Raw genomic sequence first — 19,666 nt, 5'->3', positions numbered from 1 at the left:
GCCACAAAATTAACATTCAAATAACCTGCAAGGGATGCTCACTATGTCCTCTCCTGACTATGTCACCCAGAATGAATATCCGCTGGACGATGACACCACGCTTATGTCGACCACCGACCTCCACAGCTACATGACCCACACTAACGACACCTTTGTGCAAGTGAGCGGCTTTACGCTCCAGGAGCTGCTCGGGCAACCGCACAACATTGTGCGTCATCCGGATATGCCGAAAGCGGCTTTTGCCGACATGTGGTACACGCTGCAAAAGGGCGAACCCTGGAGCGGGATTGTCAAAAACCGACGTAAAAATGGCGATCACTATTGGGTACGTGCCAATGCGGTACCAATGGTGCGTAACGGCCAGATGACGGGCTATATGTCCATTCGTACCCGCGCCACGCAGGACGAGGTCGCCGCGGTGGAGCCGCTTTATAAGGCGCTCAACGAAGGACGCTGCAAAAAACGCATTCATAAAGGGCTGGTGGTGCGCAAAGGCTGGCTCGGCAAACTACCGGCGATGCCGCTGCGCTGGCGCGTGCGTAGCGTAATGGCGGTACTTTTCGCGGTGATGGCCGCAACGCTTGTTGCCAGTGCCGCGGGCTGGGCTTCGCTGGTGGCGGCAGCCGTGGTGATGCTGCTTGGCACCCTGGTGTTTGAGCAACAGATTGTCCGCCCGGTGGAAAACGTCGCACGGCAGGCGCTCAGGGTCGCTACCGGAGAGCGTAACAGCGTGCAGCATCTTAACCGCAGCGATGAACTGGGGCTAACGCTGCGGGCCGTCGGACAGCTGGGGCTGATGTGCCGCTGGCTGATCAACGACGTCTCCAGCCAGGTGGTGAGCGTGCGCGACGGCAGCGACAGGCTGGCGCAGGGCAATGAAGATCTCAACGACCGCACGCGCCAGACCGTGGCTAACGTGCAGCAGACCGTGGCAACAATGAACCAGATGGCGGCGTCGGTGCAGAGTAACTCTGAGACCGCAGCCGAAGTCGACAAGCTATCGATGGCCGCCAGCAGCGCGGCCACGCAGGGGGGCACCGTGATGCAGACCGTGGTGAAAACCATGGATGACATTGCCGACAGTACCCAGCGCATTGGCTCTATTACCTCGCTTATCAATGACATCGCCTTCCAGACCAATATTCTGGCGCTGAACGCTGCGGTTGAGGCGGCACGCGCGGGCGAGCAGGGGAAAGGCTTTGCGGTGGTGGCGGGCGAAGTGCGTCATCTTGCCAGCCGCAGCGCGAACGCGGCTAACGATATTCGCAAGCTGATCGACGCCAGCGCCAGCAAAGTGCAGTCGGGCGCCGAGCAGGTCCACGCCGCGGGACGTACTATGGATGATATTGTCGAGCAGGTGAAAAACGTCACGCAGCTCATCGCGCAGATCAGTCACGCCACCTCAGAGCAGGCGACAGGCCTGACAGAGCTGACCCGTGCTGTGGCAGAGCTGGACAGCATTACGCAGAAAAATGCTGACCTGGTCGAAGAGAGCGCGCAGATTTCCGCGATGGTTAAGCACCGGGCCGGACGCCTTGAAGATGCGGTTACCGTGCTGCATTAAGAAATGTATGCTTCGATAAAGCCGTTTATTCCTCCGGGATAAACGGCTTTTTTGTTTTTCAGAATAAGTTATGTTGTTAATGAAATATTAAGTAACTAAAAAAAGCGCCCGGTTTTTAATTGTTACAATCCAGATTCATTGAGAGTGAAAAATAAAAAAACGATCAAAGTCATAAAGTTAGCGTGTTTCCTGTCGATAACAGCGATCGTCTGAGAAATAATCACATCGATGGGGTAAATATGTTCATACATGACGTAAAGATCGGCACGAAATTATTTCTGGCGTTTGGATTATTTATTGTCCTGATGGTCGTCAGCGCAAGCTTGTCTCTGATGAGCCTGAATCGGGCAAACAATGGAATGCAAACCATCCTTACCAGCGACTATCCAACGACGGTAAAAGCGAACCAGTTAATCGACAACTTCCAGGAATTTATAAGCACGCAGCAGCTCATGCTGCTGGACGAACAGGGGACGTACACGGCGCAATCAGAGCAGCGTCTGAAGGCGATCAGCGAGCGCATCTCCTCAATCCTGAGCGAGCTGGACAACGCTCTCAAGGATAAAAAATCCCAACAGGTGCTGGCCGATATCCACGGCGTACGCCAGCAATATCTTGACTCGCGCTACCGCATTTTGCAGGCCGTGCAGAATAACGACCGTGCGGGCGCGATAAACGAAATGATGACCAACACCCTGAATCTGCAACAGTCCTATAAAGCGAAAGTGCAGGCGCTGATTGCGATCCAGGACCATGAAATGCAGAGTGCGGGCGAGCAGGTGGAAGGCGATTTCCGCACCAATCGTCTCCTGCTGGTCCTGATTACGCTTTTCAGCGTCGCGGCAGCCAGCCTGACTGGCTGGTTCATTGTGCGATCCATTACCCGACCGCTGAACGACGCGGTGAATTTTGCGGAGGCCATTGCCGATGGCGATCTCACCGGCAGCATTATCTCGCACGGTAAAGATGAAACCGGACTGCTACTCACCGCACTGATGGAGATGAAAACGCGCCTGCTGGAGATTGTGCAGCAGGTGCAAACCGGATCGGAAAACATCTCCAGCGCCGCCGCGCAGATTGTCGCGGGAAACCAGGATCTGGCTGCCCGCACGGAGGAGCAGGCCAGTTCCGTTGAACAAACGGCCGCGTCGATGGAGCAGATCACCGCTACGGTGAAGAACACCGCGTCCCACACCGGAGAAGCGACGAACCTGTCTGCCGATGCGGCTGCCGTGGTCAAAAACAACGGCGAGATGATGAAGCAGGTCACCAGCAAGATGCGCCTGATTAACGGAACATCGAACAGGATGTCCGACATTATCGACCTGATCGACGCCATTGCCTTCCAGACTAATATTCTGGCGCTAAACGCGGCGGTCGAAGCGGCGCGCGCGGGTGAGCATGGTCGCGGCTTTGCGGTGGTGGCGGGCGAGGTACGCCAGCTCGCGCAGAAAAGTGCAACATCTGCGAGTGAGATCCGCCAGCTGATTGAAAGCTCCACAAGCCAGACGCAGGACGGCATGAACCTTGTGGAGAAAGCCAGCGGGCTTATCAACGGCATGGTCGGCAACGTGGAGGAGATGGACGTAATCCTGCGTGAGATTCGCCAGGCCAGCCATGAACAGACGGAAGGCATCTCGCAGATCAACAGCGCGATTGGCCTGATAGACGCCACCACCCAGCAGAACTCCGCGCTGGTGGAGGAGTCCGTTGCGGCGGCGGCATCCCTTAACGAACAGGCGATGCACCTGAAAGAGCTGGTCCGGGTGTTCCGCGTGAGCGACGGCGTGCTGGCTTAATCCAGCTGGGAGATCTCCAGCGCCGCGCGGTCAATCACGCCGATAATCTGTTTCAACTGCGCGTCGCTGAGCTCTCCCTGATTAACCTTCAGATCCAGTACCGCTTTGAAGTTATCCAGCGCCCGCTTCATCTGCGGGTTTTTGCGCAGCTGGAACCCGACGGAGCGCGCCTTGATACGCGTCTGGATCTGCTCCAGCTGTTCCCGGTTGTCATCCAGCCATTGCTGTCCGGCGGCATTAATCGCAATCCGCTTCCGGCCGTTCTCTTCTTCGGTAATAGTGATAAGCGCCTGATCCTGCAAGTAATCCAGCGTCGGGTAGATCACGCCAGGGCTAGGCGTGTAATGTCCCTGCGTCAGGTTTTCGATCTCTTTAATCAGCTCGTAACCATGGCTCGCGTTGCGGGTCAGGATATCCAGGATCACCAGCCGCAAATCGCCATGACCAAAAAATCGTGGCCGGCGTCCGCCGCCGTCGTGTTCGTGTCGCATGTTTTTCCCTCAATTTGATATATCTAAACTATATCTAAGATATATTCAGATGTAATCTAAAAAATCTTGATTTCTTAGTTAATAGCAATCATTATCATTAAAAATTCATTCCGATATATCGTATTCACCTGAGAAGGGCATCAACATGGCATCTACCCGTTACCCTCAACGTGTCCGCAATGACCTGCGTTTTCGTGAGCTGAACGTGCTGCGCACTGAGCGAGTCAGCGCAGGATTTCAGCGCATTGTGCTAGGCGGCGAGGCGCTGGAGGGCTTTAGCTCTCGCGGCTTTGACGACCATACCAAAGTCTTTTTCCCGGCACCGGGCACCACTTTCGTGCCGCCTGTGGTGACCGATGAAGGCATCGACTGGGGCGACGGCACGCGTCCGCAGGCACGTGACTATACCCCGCTGTACGATGACGAAAAACATGAGCTGGCGCTCGATTTCTTCGTTCATGATGGCGGCATTGCCAGCAACTGGGCGGTAGAGGCTAAGGTGGGCGACAAGCTGACCATCGGCGGGCCGCGCGGTTCGCTGGTGGTGCCGGAAGATTACGCCTGGCAGCTGTACGTGTGCGACGAGTCGGGGATGCCCGCGCTGCGCCGCCGTTTAGAAGGCATCGCAAAACTGCCTGTTCGCCCGGCGATCCACGCCATCGTCACCGTGGGCGATGCGGCGTATCAGGACTATCTGGCACACCTGAGCGGGTTCAACATCACCTGGGTTATCGGCCACAACGAGCAGGCGATGGCCGACCATCTTGCCGCGCTGGCCGTGCCGGAAGAGGATTACTTTATCTGGCTGACCGGGGAGGGGAAGGTGGTGAAACGCCTGAGCCGTCAGTTTGAAAGCGACGCAATTGACCCGCAGCTGGTGCGTGCCAGCGCGTACTGGCACGCCAAATAATCAGGCAGCGGGATCCAGCTGCGCTTCGCTCACCTGATGTTCGAGCGAGGCGCATACCTCTTTCAGCGCTTTCTCCTGCTGGGCAAAGTAGGCTTCCATATTGCTGAGCGACGAGACGAGCAGCCAGGACTCTTCCTTCTCCAGCTCTGCCAGCTCGTTCACCAGGGTGTCGATTTGCTCACGCACCTGCGCCATCTTTTTACGAATACGTTCAAGGTCGTTCAGCCTGTCGCTCGCCATCATTGGTTCGAATCCTTGTTGCAGACGGGCGACCAGCGAGCGAATGGCCTTCACGTCGCCGCGCTGTTTGGCCTGGTTGAGTTGCACCATCATCCTGTTGGCTTCCTCTTTTAAATCATCGGCAACCAGATCCGGGTGGCATAGCTTGCTCGCCTGACGCCAGAGCCGCTTCAGCTCGTTCCGATCCTCTTCTGAGAGATCCTTGCCTTTACGCAGGCGAACTTCGGCATCATGATGCTGTTCGCGATACTTCTTGTACTCTTCGTTGGCCTCATCGCGCGCCTGACGTGCCGGCTCTTCTTCACGCGTTAAACCGGTCTCCAGCTCCATTGCTTCGGCCAGCAGGTTGGCAATCAGATTGCTTTGCTGCTGAAGATGTTTGCGCGCCTCTGCCGCCTGAACGGAATCCGCAGGCAGATCTCGCCAGCGCCGGGTGAGCGTTGTCAGAACCTCTACGGCCTGCGCCATATAGTCCTGGCAGCGGCGGTAATCCTCTTCCCGACGACGCGTCTCCGCCTGCTGACGACGCAGGTTAAGCTCCGCCAGCGTTTTACGCAGGGCGAGGATCTGCTGCATCAACGGCCCGAGGCGGGAGAAATAGAGATCGTTGAACTCATCTAGCTGCTGTACCCGGGCGTTACGGCGATCAATCAGATCGCGCAGACGCTCTTCCAGGGCTTTCAGCTCCAGCTTGCTGGCCGCCAGCTGTGGGTCACGCCACGGGGTAACGGCGCGCTGGCTTTGCAGCCAGGCGGTGATAGCGCGAAGGGCTGCGGTATAATTTTTCTGCTCAAGCGCCGCGACGATGGACAGGAGTTCATCGTCAAAGGCTTCCTCTTTGAGACGTTTCAGCTGGCTCCGGATGATGTCGTCATCTTCCAGCTCAATGGCATTTTTAATGATTTCTAGCCGTTTGATCGGTGTGCTCATGATGCCTTTCGCTCTGGAGCTTAAGTATTTGAGTTAAGGTTAGTTGTTGTAAAAGCTACAGGAAATAATACACACGGATGATGATCGGCGCGATGGGGGATTTCTTTAGTTTTTAGGGTTTGTGAAAGAGTGAGAGTTATTGAATCTTCCTTCTGGAACGGGGAGCACGGGGTTAAATGTGACCTTAGAGTTCACTTTTGAATGCGTGAACCGAGAAACTCGAAAATTTGGGGTTCTGGAGGCGTGCAGCGGCAGCGGTACGCCGCAATAACTGCCAGAGAATGCTTAACAGCATTAAGCATGATTAAAATATCCCAAATGTATAAGAAGTGCGGAGAGCTGGAACCGGGTTATCTTGCCGGTGTTGTTATCGGTCGGAACTAACAAGCCGTGACTAAAAGAGAGGATCTCTATACTACCTTCTCTATTTTGAACATTCACAGATCCCTTAATCGGGTTGCCGCCATCATCCTTAAGCCATAGATAAGCAGGAATAGCCATTTTTAAAACTCCATTTCCATTGAGGGTAAACCCTCATTAATGACTAAATACGGATCGCAGGTGATACAAATTGTGTTATAGGTTCGTGTTATTTAATTTCGTTACTTATTGATGTTGCAAATAAAATTAATAAATTGATCTTCAGCAGTACGCATTACCGTTATTGCTCTTATGTTGCCCTTTTTGCCTGGCAGAAAGGAAGAACGATGGCATGTATACCGATTTATCCACCCCGCGGGCTGGAGATATTGCGCGAACACATAAGGCTCGCGCGGGCGCGTCACGAAGTCCAGAATATGGCCGCCCCGCTTACGTATACGTGGTTTTATGAGCGAGTAAGAAACGGCGGGCCGTGGGATTACAAACAACATAAACGGGCTTATGCTGACTTCGGGAATTTCCATTACGGCGCTGTGGGTTATGCAGCGTGCATCCCTGCAAAGATTTTGCTTATTGCTGCCGGCGCGGCGCAGTGGAAAGCCGGCACATCAAGACCCGAATGGGGTAATTTCACGGGGACCCCGCCGTTTGGTGGTGATCCGATTGACCAATTTTGGATAAAGCAAGGCATCGACTATGTTAAACAGCATCACTTTTAGGACGCTGCACTGGATCGCCACTATTCTTATGGCCCTGGCGGTCGCGGGGTACTGTTATTTCCAACATATACAGCGTTTAACTGTTAGTGATCGGCTATATCAAGTTCGCCAGCTCACGCCCCGGACCTGGTTATACATTACTGAGTATGACGGCTCGAACATGACCACCGGGGAAGTGTATCGTTATTTTTTAGCGAGTAAGATTGACGGTGATCCGCTGGTGGCTCTCGAAAAACAACATATCGCGCCCACGCTTACAGCGAATACCGCCCGCGCAAAAGTTGAAGGCATAGGCAACAATATCTCATTTACTGTTCACGGCACTGTGTACAGCTTTACAACGTCCGCATTTTTTTATGATGCTGAGGGAATAGCGGCCGCGCCGTCAATTGACTTAACGGCCCGTGGCGAGAGCTGGGACAAGGGGAAATTTAGTCGATAGATAAATATTTATTTAAAAATCCCTTGCGGTCGGGTCAATGATCCGATGAGCCGCGTGTAAGTTTTCACGGCGTACCCGTAGCCGTTCATGGGGCAGAAGTACATTGTGGTTGTCCACCGGGTTCGAACAGGGTGATTGCCCCGCCCGGCCAGTGGCTGGGACGTGGACGTGACCCGGTTGATGTTGCCAGGGAAGAACACGCCGCAAAGCTGGCAGCAGAACAGCCAGCATAAGCATTATTGAGGGGGGCAAGCAGAACCGAAGCAGTGATGAAGATCCGTTTCATTCATACCCTTGCAATAGTGGTTACTGCATGAAGGTGATTAGATCCAGGAGTGTATGAACGGTAATAAATTAACTATAAAACACTATGGTTAATTTTTTGGAATATCCCCGGCATATCCCTGGAAAAAAGAGGCTGGTGGGTAACTCCTCGCCAGCCCTTGCTGTATTTGGTGGCCCCTGCTGGACTTGAACCAGCGACCAAGCGATTATGAGTCGCCTGCTCTAACCACTGAGCTAAGGGGCCGTGGCGGTGAATTATAAAGTAACTCCCCTCAGCAATCCAGCCATTCACACCTGCCTGCTGTTTTTATAAACAACGCATAATCAATCCTTTATACTTACCTTAAGATGCATAGACAGGAGTAGAGATGATCAACGATATTCTGGCCCCTGGCCTGCGGGTGGTGTTCTGCGGTATCAATCCGGGTAAGTCATCGGCGCACACCGGTTTTCACTTTGCTCATCCGGGAAATCGCTTCTGGAAGGTGATCCACCAGGCCGGTTTTACCGACAAACAGCTTAAGCCGGAAGAAGAGCAGCAGCTGCTGGATACGCGCTGTGGCATCACCATGCTGGTCGAGCGACCCACGGTACAGGCAAGCGAAGTGAATCTGCATGAGCTGCGCGCTGGCGGGCGTGAGCTGATCGCGAAAATTGAAGACTATCAGCCCGCGGCGCTGGCGATCCTCGGCAAGCAGGCCTACGAGCAGGCGTTCAGCCAGCGCGGCGCCAGCTGGGGTAAGCAGAACATTACCATTGGCGTAACGCAGGTGTGGGTGCTGCCAAACCCGAGCGGGCTGAACAGGGCGACGCTGGACAAGCTGGTGGAGGCGTATCGGGAACTGGATGAGGCGCTGGTGGTGAGGGGGCTTTAGCTCCTCTGCGGCTTGATGCCCTCATCCTGACCCTCTCCCACAGGGAGAGGGAATAAACAAAAAAAAGCTCCCGATTGGGAGCTTTTTCATTTCAGGACCGATTAATCGTCCAGGAAGCTACGCAGCACTTCAGAGCGGCTCGGATGGCGCAGCTTACGCAGCGCCTTCGCTTCGATCTGACGGATACGTTCGCGGGTAACGTCAAACTGTTTACCCACTTCTTCCAGCGTGTGGTCGGTGTTCATGTCGATACCGAAACGCATACGCAGCACTTTGGCTTCACGGGCGGTCAGGCCAGCCAGCACGTCGTGCGTAGCGGCACGCAGGCTCTCGGTGGTGGCAGAGTCCAGCGGCAGCTCGAGGGTGGTATCCTCGATGAAATCACCCAGATGCGAATCTTCATCATCACCGATTGGCGTTTCCATGGAGATTGGCTCTTTAGCGATTTTCAGCACTTTACGGATCTTGTCTTCCGGCATCAGCATGCGTTCAGCCAGCTCTTCCGGCGTCGGCTCGCGGCCCATCTCCTGCAACATCTGGCGAGAGATACGGTTGAGTTTGTTGATGGTCTCAATCATATGCACCGGAATACGGATGGTGCGCGCCTGGTCTGCGATAGAGCGGGTGATCGCCTGACGGATCCACCAGGTAGCATAGGTGGAGAACTTGTAACCACGACGGTATTCAAACTTATCTACCGCTTTCATCAGACCGATGTTGCCTTCCTGAATCAGATCCAGGAATTGCAGGCCACGGTTGGTGTATTTCTTGGCGATAGAGATAACCAGACGTAAGTTCGCTTCAACCATCTCTTTCTTAGCACGGCGGGCTTTCGCTTCACCGATGGACATACGACGGTTGATGTCTTTCACCTGCTCGATGGTCAGGCCGGTCTCTTCTTCAATCTGATGCAGTTTTTGCAGGCCGCGCTGTACGTCTTCTTTCACGTCGTGCAGCTTTTCAGACCACGGCTTGTTCATCGCGATAGCGGCGTTGAACCAGGTTTCGCTGGTTTCATTGCCGGTGAAGAGGGTAATGAAGTTCTTCTTCGGCATTTTGCACTGTTCAACGCACAGCTTCATGATGATACGTTCCTGGGTACGTACGCGATCCATCATCACGCGCATGCTGTTCACCAGGTAGTCGAACTGTTTTGGCACCAGGCGGAACTGTTTGAACACTTCAGACAGCTTCAGGATCTCTTCCTGAGCGGCGGCATGGCTGCGGCCTTTCGCTTTGATGGTGTCACGCGTCACTTCGTACTGGGTACGCAGCTCGGCAAACTTCTCACGCGCCAGTTCAGGGTCGATGCTGTTGTCATCGTCGCTGCTGTCGTCCTCTTCTTCTTCATCTTCGTCTTCGTCGTCATCCATCTCTTCCTGAGACAGCTCAGAACCGACGTGAGTGGCGGTTGGCGCCATATCTTCTTCAGCGTTCGGGTCGACAAAGCCAGTGATCAGATCGGACAGACGCGCTTCTTCCGCTTCAACGCGATCGTACTGCTCCAGCAGATAGGTAATCGCTTCCGGGTATTCGGCAACAGAGCACTGAACCTGGTTGATCCCGTCTTCGATGCGTTTTGCGATGTCAATTTCGCCTTCGCGGGTCAACAGTTCAACGGTACCCATTTCGCGCATGTACATGCGGACCGGGTCAGTGGTACGCCCGATTTCAGATTCCACGCTGGACAGGACCTGTGCAGCAGCTTCTTCCGCATCTTCGTCAGTGTTGTTGGAGGTTTCAGTCAGCAACAGATCATCGGCATCCGGTGCTTCTTCCATCACCTGAATGCCCATGTCATTGATCATTTGGATGATATCTTCGATCTGATCTGAATCGACGATATCTTCCGGCAGATGGTCATTGACCTCGGCATAGGTCAGATAGCCTTGCTCCTTACCGCGTTGGACAAGAAGTTTCAGCTGTGACTGCGGGTTTTGCTCCATAAGACGGTATCCACACTTAATTCGTTTGATTGGTGTCGGCGATGGGCTGCCAACCTTTAAAGCGAGGGCGTACTTATATTTTTGCCGCTGCCTCTCAGTGCGGCTGCCGGGGGCTTCCCGATCGATATTCGGCACTTAAGCCGTTAAATTCATTTTTTTTCCAGGGCTTGTCTGATTTCCCAGAACTCCCTGCGCTCTTCACTGCTTAAACCATGCGTGCGATCGCGAGCTATCAACTCTTCTTGTCGCTGTTCAAGCATTGAATCAAAGATTCGGTTTAGCGTGTCGGTGAACATTTTTTCAACATTCTCATCCCTTATATCGTTCCAGGCTGAGAGTTTTTCAAGTGTTGAGTATTCATTTGTCCCACGATAGTTCTCTAGAAGCTGCCCCGTATTAAGGCCTGGCTGTGCAACACAAAGACTTACTAACTCGTTGAACAAGCTGAGTCCTGGTAGTTTGCTCTGCACTAACCCATGCAAAGGTGGAACCAACGGAGCCAGATTCGGGTTTTGCACCAGCAGCCCTATAAGTATACGCATAGGAGTTTGTTTTATCTGCTGAGTGGGGCGTACGACACCACTTTCTGCCTGTTTTGGCATTAAACGATCAAGCTGGGCGTCGTCAAAAATTCCCAACTTCAGACCTAGCATCTGGCGCAGCTGAATACGGTGCGCATCGCCAGGGACCTGACTGATAAGCGGCAACGCTAGTGCAGCCAGTTGCGTACTGCCATCCGGTGAACTCAAATCGACCCGTGGCAATAGACTGTTAAATAAAAACATTGAGAGCGGCTGAGCCTGCTCCATCCTTGCTTCAAATGCCTCTTTACCCTCTTTACGAACCAGCGTATCCGGGTCTTCACCATCGGGCAGAAACATAAAGCGTAGCTGACGTCCGTCTGTCATGTAAGGCATTGCGGTTTCAAGCGCACGCCATGCGGCATCTCGGCCTGCACGGTCGCCGTCGTAACAACAAATGACGTTGTTAGTCGCCCGGAATAACATATGCATATGGTCGGCTGTAGTCGATGTTCCCAGCGAAGCAACGGCATAATGAATACCGTATTGCGCCAAGGCAACCACATCCATATATCCTTCGACAACCAACAATCGTGGTAGCTCAGCATTATGCTGCTGGGCTTCATAAAGGCCATAAAGCTGGCGGCCTTTATGAAAAATCTCTGTTTCCGGAGAGTTAAGGTATTTCGGCGTATCATTACCCAATACACGTCCACCGAAACCAATCACCCGGCCCCGTTTGTCGCGAATCGGGAACATCACTCGATTGCGGAAACGGTCATAAGTTCTTCCCTGGTCGTTGTTGACCAGCATTCCGGCATCGAGCAGCAGTTTCCTGTTGTCGACATTACCACCGAAACGTTTTAACGCGTTATCCCAGCCTGGCGGAGCAAAACCAATTGCAAACTGCTGAACAATCTCGGCACTTAGACCTCGTTGATTCAGATACTGGCGTGCTGGTTCGGCGTTGGGTTGGGTGAAGGATTGCTGATAAAAATCATTTAACCCTTCCATTAATTGATAGAGATTTTGCCTCTGATGGCGTTCTATCTGACTCAGGCCAGTTCCCGCTTCATACGGCACTTCAAGGTTATGCATCGCCGCCAGCTCTTCGACGGTTTCAACGAACTCGAGCTTGTCGTAGTTCATCAAAAAATCGACGGCATTACCGTGTGCGCCACAGCCGAAGCAATGGTAGAACTGTTTTTCACCGTTTACGGTGAAAGAGGGGGTTTTTTCGTTATGGAACGGACAGCACGCATGGTAGTTCTTGCCCTGCTTTTTTAGCTTCACCCGCGCGTCGATGAGATCGACGATGTCGGTTCTGGCAAGCAGGTCATTGATGAAAACGCGTGGGATTCTTCCGGCCATATGCCCCAAAAATTTAAGCGACTTATAAACGAAAACAAGCCGCGCATTCCTTCCGGAAGCACGGCCTTACGACTACAACTCTGTCTGTCAATTGAGGGCTGTGGCCCTCAACAGATTAGTACAGACGAGTACGGCGTGCGTTTTCGCGAGCCAGTTTCTTCGCGTGACGTTTCACAGCGGAAGCTTTAGCGCGCTTACGTTCGGTCGTTGGTTTTTCATAAAACTCACGACGACGAACTTCAGCCAGAACACCTGCTTTCTCGCATGAACGTTTGAAGCGACGCAGTGCTACGTCGAACGGCTCGTTTTCACGTACTTTAATTACCGGCATGTAACTCTCACCTTTAATAAATTCGGTTTGCCGCTGGCATCAACGCCAGCTTATTTCAAAATGGTGCGGAATTTTACTGCAAATGCTGCTGCTTTGTAAAGCACCGATGCGATTTTGAAAGGGACTTTAATAAGGGTGAGGAGTATACACGAGGCTTCTTCCTGGGGCGAACAAAGTTTTACAACAATCCGCCCAGGCTCTACACTGCGCGGTATTGAAAAGAGGTAAAACAAGTCATGCGTGTACTGGGTATTGAAACATCCTGCGATGAAACCGGCATCGCGATTTACGACGACGAAAAAGGGCTTCTGGCCAACCAGCTGTATAGTCAGGTGAAATTGCACGCTGACTACGGCGGCGTCGTGCCTGAACTGGCCTCTCGTGACCACGTGCGTAAAACGGTTCCCCTGATTCAGGCGGCGCTTAAAGAGGCCGGGTTGAGTGCAAAAGATATTGATGCCGTGGCCTATACCGCAGGGCCGGGCCTGGTCGGCGCGCTGCTGGTCGGCGCAACGGTAGGGCGTTCGCTGGCCTTCGCGTGGGATGTTCCGGCCATTCCGGTTCACCATATGGAAGGGCACCTTCTGGCGCCGATGCTGGAAGACAATCCGCCAGAGTTCCCGTTTGTGGCGCTGCTGGTTTCCGGTGGGCATACCCAGCTGATTAGCGTAACGGGCATTGGCAAGTACGCGCTGCTGGGCGAGTCGATCGACGATGCTGCCGGTGAAGCCTTCGACAAAACCGCCAAGCTGCTGGGGCTGGATTACCCGGGCGGCCCGATGCTGTCGAAAATGGCGTCGCAGGGAACGGAAGGGCGCTTTGTCTTCCCGCGACCGATGACCGACCGTCCGGGGCTGGATTTCAGCTTCTCTGGCCTGAAAACTTTCGCGGCCAATACTATCCGCAATAATGACGACAGTGAGCAGACCCGTGCCGATATCGCCCGTGCGTTCGAAGACGCGGTGGTGGATACGCTGATGATCAAGTGCAAGCGCGCGCTGGATCAGACCGGCTTTAAGCGCCTGGTGATGGCCGGTGGCGTCAGCGCTAACCGCACGCTGCGCGCGAAGCTTGCCGAAATGATGCAAAAACGTCGCGGGGAAGTGTTCTATGCGCGTCCGGAGTTCTGTACCGATAACGGGGCGATGATCGCCTACGCCGGGATGGTGCGTCTGAACGCCGGCGCAACGGCTGACCTGAGCGTGTCCGTGCGTCCGCGCTGGCCGCTGGCGGAACTGCCGGAGGCGTAACCCTCACCCTAACCCTCTCCCACAGGGAGAGGGGATCATGGCTCTACACCCGCAACATTCCTTTCTCTTCCAGAAACGCAATAATCGTCGCCAGCCCGTCACCCGCTTTCAGGTTGGTAAACGTCCACGGACGCTCGCCGCGCATGCGATTAGTGTCGCGCTCCATTACCTCCAGCGACGCACCGACGTACGGCGCGAGGTCGGTTTTGTTGATCACCAGAAAATCGGATTTGGTGATCCCCGGCCCGCCCTTGCGCGGGATTTTTTCCCCTTCGGCCACGTCGATGACGTAGATGGTGAGGTCCGCCAGCTCCGGGCTGAAGGTCGCGCTCAGGTTATCCCCGCCGCTTTCCACGAAGATCAGATCCAGATTGCCGAACTTCTCGCTCAACGCTTCCACCGCCGCCAGGTTCATTGAGGCATCTTCGCGGATGGCGGTATGCGGGCAGCCGCCCGTTTCCACGCCCACGATGCGCTCTGGCTCCAGCGCACCCGCCTCGGTCAGGATGCGCTGATCCTCTTTGGTGTAGATATCGTTGGTCACCACCGCCAGGTGATAGGTGTCGCGCATCGCCTTGCAGAGCGCTTCCAGCAGGGCGGTTTTGCCCGACCCTACCGGGCCGCCCACGCCCACGCGCAGGGGATGTTTGTAATCAGCCATGTTGACTCCTCAGGAACGGAATAGTCGTGAATATTGGGTTTCATGGCGCGCGGAGGCGATGGCCGACAGCGGCGTAGCGGCCCCCAGCGCGTCGTCGCCACGTAAAAATGCCTGTTCAAACCCGGCGGCAAAATGGTCGCTCAGGTCGATAATCAGCTGTTGTGCGGCCTGCTGCCCAAACGGTACCAGCTTGACGCCCACCATCACCGCGCTCTCTATCCAGCTGTAGCCCAGGCTCAGCGCCAGCTCGCGCGCGTTAATGCCCCAGCGCACGCCGAGCCACGCCATGCCGCCGAGCTGGCTTCGCATCAACAGCGGCAGCCATTCTGGCGGGCAGGCGGGTTCCCAGCTTTTAATCAGGCGCGTAAAGGCCGCGCCACGGTTGCGTTCTTCATCGCGCAGCTCGCGCGTTTCCCGGCAGGCGAGCAGGTATGCCGTCCAGCGTTTTGCTGCCGCGATGTCCTGCTTCGCGCAGGCACAATACAGGCGGATAAACAGCGGCAGGTCGACGCAGAAAAAGCTCTGCTCCATCTGCTGGATCTGCCAGCGCCTGAAGGCCTCAGCGTCCGTGACCCACCCGGCCTCGACAGCCCACTCCAGCCCCTGCGACCAGGTAAACGATCCGACCGGCAGGCTACTGCTGGAGAGCTGCATCAGGCGCAGCCGCTGGCGGGCGTGCTCCATCAGCTCATCAGCGCCAGCAGGGCGGAGACGATCAGCCCGCCACCGAAGGTTTTACGCAGGCCGTCGTGACGGCGCAGCAGCAGCCCTGCCGCGAAGCTGGCACACAGCACCGTGGCGCTGGCTAACATAAACCCGCTGGTGAAGAGCCAGAAGCTGTGGCCGGACATCTCCACGCCGTGCGCCCAGCCGTGGAACATCGCCAGGGCTGGCACCGCCAGCAGCAGGCGATTTTCAGTCTTAAACATCATCACGCCGCAGACCGCCAGCGAGGCGATAATCAGCATCTCCATGCCGCTAAAGCCGCCGAGCAGGCTGCCCGCAACGGCACCAGCAAGCATCATGCCGAGCGTCGCTAACGGCAACAGCAGCTTGCGGCCGCTCAGGGCGGAGAGCACGCCAGCCCCCGTCAGCATCAGCAGGTGATCCAGCCCGGTCAGCGGATGGAGAAATCCGGCCTGGAAGCTGTCGGTCCCGTGGCCGGGATGTGCGAGCGCGGGAACGGAAAAAGCCAGCAGTAACAGCGGTAAGTACTTGCGCATGATGAGTCCTTAATGTGAATGAGCGTGAGAGTGGCTATGGCTGTGGGCATCGCTGGTGTAAGCGCCCGCTTCCGGTTCAAATGGCAGGTTGGCGAAGGTCACCTCCAGCCCGAACTGACGCAGCATATCGTCGAGGACGTGGTCGTGGTGGTAGCGCAGTTCGCCAGGCATTATTTGCAGCGGTACGTGACGGTTGCCCAGGTGATAACAGGCGCGGGCGAGCAGGAACGGGTCGGCGCAGCGCACCACGGAAACCGACTCCGGGGCGGCGATCACTTCGATCACCTCGCTGCCATCGTCGGTAGTCAGCAGGTCGCCCCCGCGCAGTAGCAGGCCGCGCGGCAGCATTAGCCCGGCTTCGCGGCCGTCGTTCAGCGCCACGCGGGCGCGGCTTTTTACCCTCACATCAATCGGTAGCGTGACGCTGGCGGTAATCGGATGCGCATGGTCCAGGCGTTGGGTTAAATAGATCATCATGACTCCTCAAAACAGAAAATAGCGTTGCGCCATCGGCAAAACCTCTGCCGGTTCGCTGGTGATCAATTCGCCGTCGACGCGTACCTCATAGGTTTGCGCGTCAACGGTGATATTCGGCTGTAAATCGTTGTGGATCATGTCGGCCTTTTTCACCGACCGGCAGCCTCTCACCACCGCGGTGGCACTTTGCAGTCCGAGCCGTTGCGGAATGCCGCTGGCATCAGCAGCCTGAGAGACAAACGTCAGCCGCGTGGCGTGGCGTGCGGCACCAAGGGCACCAAACATCGGGCGGTAATGTACCGGCTGCGGCGTGGGGATCGAGGCGTTGATGTCGCCCATCGGCGCGCAGGCGATCATCCCGCCTTTGACGATGGTGGCGGGTTTGACGCCAAAGAAGGCGGGGGACCAGACCACCAGATCCGCCAGCTTGCCCGCCTCAATAGAACCGACCTCATGGGCGATGCCGTGGGTCAGCGCCGGGTTGATGGTGTATTTGGCGACATAGCGCTTCACGCGGAAGTTATCGTTATCGCCGGTCTCTTCCGGCAGTGTGCCGCGCTGCACCTTCATGCGGTGCGCCACCTGCCAGGTGCGGATAATCACTTCCCCCACGCGGCCCATTGCCTGTGAATCTGACGAGGTGAGCGAGAACGCGCCGATATCGTGCAGCACGTCTTCGGCGGCGATGGTCTCCCGGCGAATGCGGGATTCGGCAAACGCTACGTCCTCGGCGATATCCGGGTCGAGGTGATGGCAAACCATCAGCATGTCCAGGTGCTCGTCGATGGTGTTGACCGTGTAGGGCAGCGTCGGGTTGGTGGAGGAGGGCAGAATATTCGGGTGCGCGCAGGCGGTGATGATATCCGGCGCATGGCCGCCGCCCGCCCCTTCGGTGTGGAAGGTGTGGATGGTGCGCCCATCGATGGCGGCCAGCGTGTCTTCGACAAAACCGGACTCGTTCAGCGTGTCGCTGTGCAGCGCCACCTGAATATCCATCTCTTCAGCGACCTCCAGCGAACAGTTGATGGCCGCAGGCGTCGCGCCCCAGTCTTCGTGGATCTTAAGCCCGATGGCACCTGCGGCGATCTGCTCGCGCAGCGCGTCCGGGTTGGAGCCGTTCCCTTTACCCAGCAGGCCAATATTCACCGGTAGCGTATCGGCTGCCTGCAACATGCGGGCGATATACCACGGCCCCGGTGTGCAGGTGGTGGCGTTTGTGCCTGCCGCAGGCCCGGTGCCGCCGCCGATCATGGTGGTGACGCCAGACACCAGCGCCTCTTCCGCCTGCTGCGGACAGATCCAGTGGATGTGGGTGTCGATCCCGCCTGCGGTGACGATCTTCCCTTCGGCGGCGATCACTTCCGTTGCCGCGCCAATCGGGATCGTCACGCCGGGCTGGATGTCCGGGTTTCCGGCTTTGCCGACGGCGAAGATCCGCCCATCTTTTACGCCGATATCCGCTTTCACGATCCCCCAGTGATCGACGATCAGCGCGTTGGTGAGCACCAGATCCACGCAGTCGTCGGCGGTCATCTGCCCCTGTCCCATGCCGTCGCGGATCACTTTTCCGCCGCCGAATTTAACCTCTTCGCCGTAGATCGTGAGATCGTCTTCCACTTCGATCCACAGCTCGCTGTCGGCCAGCCGCACTTTATCCCCGGTAGTGGGGCCGAACATATCGGCATACGCCTGGCGTGAAATCTCAGCCATGTTTCACCTCGCCCATGACCTCGCCGCGAAAGCCGAAAATGCGCTGTGCGCCCGTCACCTGCACCAGCGTCACTTCCCGCTTCTGGCCGGGCTCGAAGCGCACGGCAGTGCCGGCCGGGATGTTCAGCCGGTAACCTCGGGTGGCTTCGCGATCGAACTTCAGCGCCGGGTTGACCTCGTAAAAGTGGTAGTGCGATCCGACCTGGATCGGCCTGTCGCCGTGGTTTTCCACGATCACACTTCGGGTTTCGCGCCCGACGTTGAGAGCAATGTTTCCGGACTGGATCCGGTATTCGCCTGGGATCATCACGCGCTCCTTACACGATCGGGTTGTGGACGGTGACGAGCTTGGATCCGTCCGGAAAGGTGGCTTCCACCTGGATATCCGGGATCATCTCCGGCACGCCTTCCATCACCTGATCGCGCGTCAGGACGTGGCGGCCGGCTTCCATCAGCGAGGCGACGGTTTCGCCATCGCGCGCGCCTTCCATAATAAAGGCGCTGATCAGCGCGACCGATTCCGGGTAATTGAGCTTTACCCCGCGCGCGAGGCGGCGTTCGGCAACCAGCGCGGCGGTGAACAGCAACAGCTTGTCTTTTTCTCTGGGAGTCAGTTCCATAGCGTTTCTCTTATGTTTGCCAGATGCGCGGCGAACAGGCGGTTTTGGAAGTTAAAAGCGGGCGAAGCGACTGCCAGATATCGCGCATCACCCGCTGACAAATCAGGTTGTCGTGGGAGAGAAAACGCACCGACAGCAGATCGTCGGTGAGCGTCGCCCCGCCAACGTTTTCCAGCGGGGCGAGAAGCGCACGCACCGCGTCGAGAAGTGCTTCCCGGGCCGGATAGAACAGCAGCGTGCCGACCCACGGATGGTCCGCGACGGGCGTCAGATCGCCACCGCTGAGATGCAGTCGCTCAATCAGACGCGGCTCGCCATCCACCCACACCTCAAGGCGGTTCTCCAGCGTGCCGTGGCTGAAGGTTTCGTTTATCACCGGACGGCCCAGACAGTACAGCTCCCACGCCAGCAGCGTGCTGGTGGCGTGCAGGTGAAAGACGGAACGCAGCGCGGCGTTAGCGCCGGGGAAAATAATGGTGTCCTGCGGCAGCCACTCCAGCGTGGCCTCTTCGTCGAGGTAAAAATGCTGACTGAGGCAGGCCAGCGGGCCGTTGCTGCGATAGAACTTACTGGCGCCGGGCATGGTGATGAGGGCATGGCTTTTGGCGTCGAGCCGCACGGAAATATCCAGCGTATCTCCGCCCACAATTCCGCCTGGCGGGTGCAGCAGGTAAAGGTGGCAGGTTTCCCCTTCGGGATAAAACGGACGCTGAACGGTGAGCGGCCCGCTGTGACGCGCGGAATGGAGGAGGGTTTTCTCAGGGGTATGACAAAACTGGAGGGCAAGCGAGGCCTGCCAGCCTTTGTATGAATTATCAGTGACCTGAGTTGCTAACATGGTGCTTCCATTTCCACACTATCGGGGTACGTTTCAGTATGCCCTGGCGGAAATGAAGGCTGTCATATGAGTCGCTTATGGA

20 protein-coding genes, 1 tRNA gene and 1 pseudogene are annotated in these 19,666 nt (G+C 56.2%); 7 read left to right on the top strand and 15 right to left on the bottom strand.

Annotation, left to right across the window (positions count from 1 at the left end; genetic code table 11):
• Positions 1-43: 43 nt before the first annotated feature.
• The gene (locus tag AC4OVU_RS18780; RefSeq protein ID WP_015571918.1) at positions 44-1,564 is read left to right on the top strand and encodes a methyl-accepting chemotaxis protein; all 1,521 of its coding nucleotides are present in this window, start codon (positions 44-46) and stop codon (positions 1,562-1,564) included.
• 239 nt (positions 1,565-1,803) lie between these two features.
• A complete protein-coding gene (locus AC4OVU_RS18775) occupies positions 1,804-3,363 on the top strand; it encodes a methyl-accepting chemotaxis protein (RefSeq protein ID WP_284965204.1) in 1,560 nt (519 codons plus the stop codon).
• Here the strand turns inward: AC4OVU_RS18775 and AC4OVU_RS18770 are convergent.
• Complete coding sequence (locus AC4OVU_RS18770) at positions 3,360-3,854, bottom strand: PadR family transcriptional regulator (RefSeq protein WP_017382401.1); 495 nt, start codon at positions 3,852-3,854, stop codon at positions 3,360-3,362. The two genes, AC4OVU_RS18775 and AC4OVU_RS18770, sit on opposite strands and share 4 nt — an antisense overlap.
• Positions 3,855-3,999: 145 nt before the next feature.
• Here AC4OVU_RS18770 and AC4OVU_RS18765 point away from each other — a divergent pair, with 145 nt between their 5' ends.
• Positions 4,000-4,764: a siderophore-interacting protein gene (locus tag AC4OVU_RS18765; protein ID WP_017692642.1), complete on the top strand. Its 765-nt coding sequence runs from the start codon at positions 4,000-4,002 to the stop codon at positions 4,762-4,764.
• Here AC4OVU_RS18765 and AC4OVU_RS18760 read toward each other — a convergent pair whose 3' ends face one another.
• Together AC4OVU_RS18760 and AC4OVU_RS18755 are read right to left on the bottom strand one after the other, a co-directional pair.
• Positions 4,765-5,934: a coiled-coil domain-containing protein gene (locus AC4OVU_RS18760; RefSeq protein ID WP_015571915.1), complete on the bottom strand. Its 1,170-nt coding sequence runs from the start codon at positions 5,932-5,934 to the stop codon at positions 4,765-4,767.
• Between the two features lie 321 nt (positions 5,935-6,255).
• Positions 6,256-6,435, bottom strand: a pseudogene (locus AC4OVU_RS18755) (type VI secretion system tube protein Hcp); the annotation flags it as partial.
• 206 nt (positions 6,436-6,641) lie between these two features.
• Between AC4OVU_RS18755 and AC4OVU_RS18750 the strand changes: the two are divergent.
• Together AC4OVU_RS18750 and AC4OVU_RS18745 are read left to right on the top strand one after the other, a co-directional pair.
• Positions 6,642-7,034 (top strand): polymorphic toxin type 44 domain-containing protein, encoded by a 393-nt coding sequence (locus tag AC4OVU_RS18750; protein WP_110292532.1) that lies wholly within the window; start codon positions 6,642-6,644, stop codon positions 7,032-7,034.
• Complete coding sequence (locus tag AC4OVU_RS18745; protein WP_017692646.1) at positions 7,012-7,476, top strand: hypothetical protein; 465 nt, start codon at positions 7,012-7,014, stop codon at positions 7,474-7,476. The genes AC4OVU_RS18750 and AC4OVU_RS18745 overlap by 23 nt, the downstream gene beginning before the upstream one ends.
• Before the next feature lie 453 nt (positions 7,477-7,929).
• Here AC4OVU_RS18745 and AC4OVU_RS18740 read toward each other — a convergent pair.
• Positions 7,930-8,005 (bottom strand) — tRNA-Ile (locus AC4OVU_RS18740).
• Between the two features lie 124 nt (positions 8,006-8,129).
• Here AC4OVU_RS18740 and mug point away from each other — a divergent pair.
• Entirely contained in the window at positions 8,130-8,636 is a 507-nt protein-coding gene (gene mug / locus AC4OVU_RS18735) for a G/U mismatch-specific DNA glycosylase (RefSeq protein ID WP_017384024.1), read from the top strand.
• 101 nt (positions 8,637-8,737) lie between these two features.
• On the opposite strand, the gene rpoD is transcribed toward mug, so the two are convergent.
• The 3 genes from rpoD to rpsU form a co-directional block, all read right to left on the bottom strand.
• On the bottom strand, positions 8,738-10,582 hold the full coding sequence (gene rpoD, locus AC4OVU_RS18730) for an RNA polymerase sigma factor RpoD (protein WP_491928765.1): 1,845 nt from the start codon (positions 10,580-10,582) through the stop codon (positions 8,738-8,740).
• 149 nt (positions 10,583-10,731) lie between these two features.
• The gene (gene dnaG / locus AC4OVU_RS18725) at positions 10,732-12,474 is read right to left on the bottom strand and encodes a DNA primase (RefSeq protein ID WP_023304449.1); all 1,743 of its coding nucleotides are present in this window, start codon (positions 12,472-12,474) and stop codon (positions 10,732-10,734) included.
• Positions 12,475-12,589: 115 nt separating this feature from the next.
• Complete coding sequence (rpsU, locus tag AC4OVU_RS18720) at positions 12,590-12,805, bottom strand: 30S ribosomal protein S21 (protein WP_001144069.1); 216 nt, start codon at positions 12,803-12,805, stop codon at positions 12,590-12,592.
• Between the two features lie 236 nt (positions 12,806-13,041).
• On the opposite strand from rpsU, the gene tsaD reads away from it, so the two are divergent.
• Entirely contained in the window at positions 13,042-14,055 is a 1,014-nt protein-coding gene (gene tsaD, locus AC4OVU_RS18715) for a tRNA (adenosine(37)-N6)-threonylcarbamoyltransferase complex transferase subunit TsaD (protein WP_015571911.1), read from the top strand.
• A 43-nt stretch (positions 14,056-14,098) separates the two neighbouring features.
• Here the strand turns inward: tsaD and ureG are convergent, their stop codons facing one another.
• From ureG to AC4OVU_RS18675, 8 genes are read right to left on the bottom strand one after another with little or no spacing between them, the layout of a single operon-like run.
• Positions 14,099-14,716, bottom strand: a complete 618-nt coding sequence (gene ureG / locus AC4OVU_RS18710) for an urease accessory protein UreG (protein ID WP_014071813.1) — start codon at positions 14,714-14,716, stop codon at positions 14,099-14,101.
• A gap of 9 nt (positions 14,717-14,725) precedes the next feature.
• The gene (locus AC4OVU_RS18705) at positions 14,726-15,400 is read right to left on the bottom strand and encodes an urease accessory protein UreF (protein ID WP_110292531.1); all 675 of its coding nucleotides are present in this window, start codon (positions 15,398-15,400) and stop codon (positions 14,726-14,728) included.
• On the bottom strand, positions 15,400-15,939 hold the full coding sequence (locus tag AC4OVU_RS18700; RefSeq protein WP_015571909.1) for a HupE/UreJ family protein: 540 nt from the start codon (positions 15,937-15,939) through the stop codon (positions 15,400-15,402). The genes AC4OVU_RS18705 and AC4OVU_RS18700 overlap by 1 nt, the downstream gene beginning before the upstream one ends.
• A gap of 9 nt (positions 15,940-15,948) precedes the next feature.
• The gene (ureE, locus tag AC4OVU_RS18695; RefSeq protein ID WP_060459974.1) at positions 15,949-16,413 is read right to left on the bottom strand and encodes an urease accessory protein UreE; all 465 of its coding nucleotides are present in this window, start codon (positions 16,411-16,413) and stop codon (positions 15,949-15,951) included.
• Between the two features lie 9 nt (positions 16,414-16,422).
• Entirely contained in the window at positions 16,423-18,126 is a 1,704-nt protein-coding gene (gene ureC, locus AC4OVU_RS18690) for an urease subunit alpha (protein WP_110292530.1), read from the bottom strand.
• Positions 18,119-18,433, bottom strand: a complete 315-nt coding sequence (locus AC4OVU_RS18685; protein WP_015571906.1) for an urease subunit beta — start codon at positions 18,431-18,433, stop codon at positions 18,119-18,121. Before AC4OVU_RS18685 ends, ureC begins: the two co-directional genes overlap by 8 nt.
• Before the next feature lie 10 nt (positions 18,434-18,443).
• Positions 18,444-18,746 (bottom strand): urease subunit gamma, encoded by a 303-nt coding sequence (locus tag AC4OVU_RS18680; RefSeq protein WP_003862556.1) that lies wholly within the window; start codon positions 18,744-18,746, stop codon positions 18,444-18,446.
• Positions 18,747-18,756: 10 nt separating this feature from the next.
• Positions 18,757-19,584, bottom strand: coding sequence for an urease accessory protein UreD (locus AC4OVU_RS18675; RefSeq protein WP_015571905.1), 828 nt, complete (start codon positions 19,582-19,584; stop codon positions 18,757-18,759).
• Positions 19,585-19,666 lie beyond the last annotated feature (82 nt).

It is taken from the genome of Enterobacter sp. 6722112, from assembly GCF_058661685.1.
The sequence above is the reverse complement of the archived record's forward strand: the minus strand, read 5'-3'. Positions and strand labels throughout refer to the sequence as shown.

Coding starts and splice junctions, on each gene's coding strand:
- ureC (WP_110292530.1), bottom strand. CDS start 18,126: ATGGCTGAGATTTCACGCCAGGCGTATGCCGATATGTTCGGCCCCACT.
- rpsU (WP_001144069.1), bottom strand. CDS start 12,805: ATGCCGGTAATTAAAGTACGTGAAAACGAGCCGTTCGACGTAGCACTG.
- AC4OVU_RS18705 (WP_110292531.1), bottom strand. CDS start 15,400: ATGGAGCACGCCCGCCAGCGGCTGCGCCTGATGCAGCTCTCCAGCAGT.
- AC4OVU_RS18745 (WP_017692646.1), top strand. CDS start 7,012: ATGTTAAACAGCATCACTTTTAGGACGCTGCACTGGATCGCCACTATT.
- tsaD (WP_015571911.1), top strand. CDS start 13,042: ATGCGTGTACTGGGTATTGAAACATCCTGCGATGAAACCGGCATCGCG.
- mug (WP_017384024.1), top strand. CDS start 8,130: ATGATCAACGATATTCTGGCCCCTGGCCTGCGGGTGGTGTTCTGCGGT.
- ureE (WP_060459974.1), bottom strand. CDS start 16,413: ATGATCTATTTAACCCAACGCCTGGACCATGCGCATCCGATTACCGCC.
- AC4OVU_RS18770 (WP_017382401.1), bottom strand. CDS start 3,854: ATGCGACACGAACACGACGGCGGCGGACGCCGGCCACGATTTTTTGGT.
- AC4OVU_RS18760 (WP_015571915.1), bottom strand. CDS start 5,934: ATGAGCACACCGATCAAACGGCTAGAAATCATTAAAAATGCCATTGAG.
- ureG (WP_014071813.1), bottom strand. CDS start 14,716: ATGGCTGATTACAAACATCCCCTGCGCGTGGGCGTGGGCGGCCCGGTA.
- AC4OVU_RS18700 (WP_015571909.1), bottom strand. CDS start 15,939: ATGCGCAAGTACTTACCGCTGTTACTGCTGGCTTTTTCCGTTCCCGCG.
- rpoD (WP_491928765.1), bottom strand. CDS start 10,582: ATGGAGCAAAACCCGCAGTCACAGCTGAAACTTCTTGTCCAACGCGGT.
- dnaG (WP_023304449.1), bottom strand. CDS start 12,474: ATGGCCGGAAGAATCCCACGCGTTTTCATCAATGACCTGCTTGCCAGA.
- AC4OVU_RS18780 (WP_015571918.1), top strand. CDS start 44: ATGTCCTCTCCTGACTATGTCACCCAGAATGAATATCCGCTGGACGAT.
- AC4OVU_RS18680 (WP_003862556.1), bottom strand. CDS start 18,746: ATGGAACTGACTCCCAGAGAAAAAGACAAGCTGTTGCTGTTCACCGCC.
- AC4OVU_RS18765 (WP_017692642.1), top strand. CDS start 4,000: ATGGCATCTACCCGTTACCCTCAACGTGTCCGCAATGACCTGCGTTTT.
- AC4OVU_RS18750 (WP_110292532.1), top strand. CDS start 6,642: ATGGCATGTATACCGATTTATCCACCCCGCGGGCTGGAGATATTGCGC.
- AC4OVU_RS18775 (WP_284965204.1), top strand. CDS start 1,804: ATGTTCATACATGACGTAAAGATCGGCACGAAATTATTTCTGGCGTTT.
- AC4OVU_RS18685 (WP_015571906.1), bottom strand. CDS start 18,433: ATGATCCCAGGCGAATACCGGATCCAGTCCGGAAACATTGCTCTCAAC.
- AC4OVU_RS18675 (WP_015571905.1), bottom strand. CDS start 19,584: ATGTTAGCAACTCAGGTCACTGATAATTCATACAAAGGCTGGCAGGCC.